Here is a 431-nt window from a genome sequence, read left to right as displayed (position 1 = left end):
TGTAGAACAGAGCCACGTTTGATTTCACGTGAAATGGTGGATTTATGGCGATTCAGTAGTGTTGCAATTTTTGAAATAGTATAGCCCTCGTTTAATAATATTTCAATTTGACTTCTTTCTTTATCACGTAAGTGTTTATAGTGTCGTTTTGTGGTATAATGTACTTCGGGCATGAAAATCTTCCTATCTATTTGGTTTAGCAACTTTAGTATAGCTGATTTTCATGTTTTTTTGTTTATTTTTATTTGTTGCACTTCATTTTACAACACGGGTTTAGAAAATAAATAATAATTTTCTATTGACAAATCTGTCAATCGAAAATGAAAATGTCCCAAAATGTGGGCCACTATAAGTGCAATGATTTTAAAAAAAATCATTGCACTTATAGGGCAAAATAATGTATGCTATTAAAGTATCAAGCAAGCTTGTTG

The 431-nt window shown here is 30.6% G+C and carries 1 protein-coding gene; it reads right to left on the bottom strand.

Annotation, left to right across the window (positions count from 1 at the left end):
• Nucleotides 1-173 (bottom strand): helix-turn-helix domain-containing protein (locus E4T68_RS10035; protein WP_135126064.1); only part of this gene is annotated, 173 nt, incomplete at its 3' end.
• Between the last annotated feature and the right edge of the window lie 258 nt (nt 174-431).

The sequence above is a fragment of the Granulicatella sp. WM01 genome (assembly GCF_004570605.1).
In the GTDB taxonomy this organism is placed as follows: Bacteria; Bacillota; Bacilli; order Lactobacillales; family Aerococcaceae; genus WM01.
This window is presented reverse-complemented; position numbering and strand designations above follow the sequence as displayed.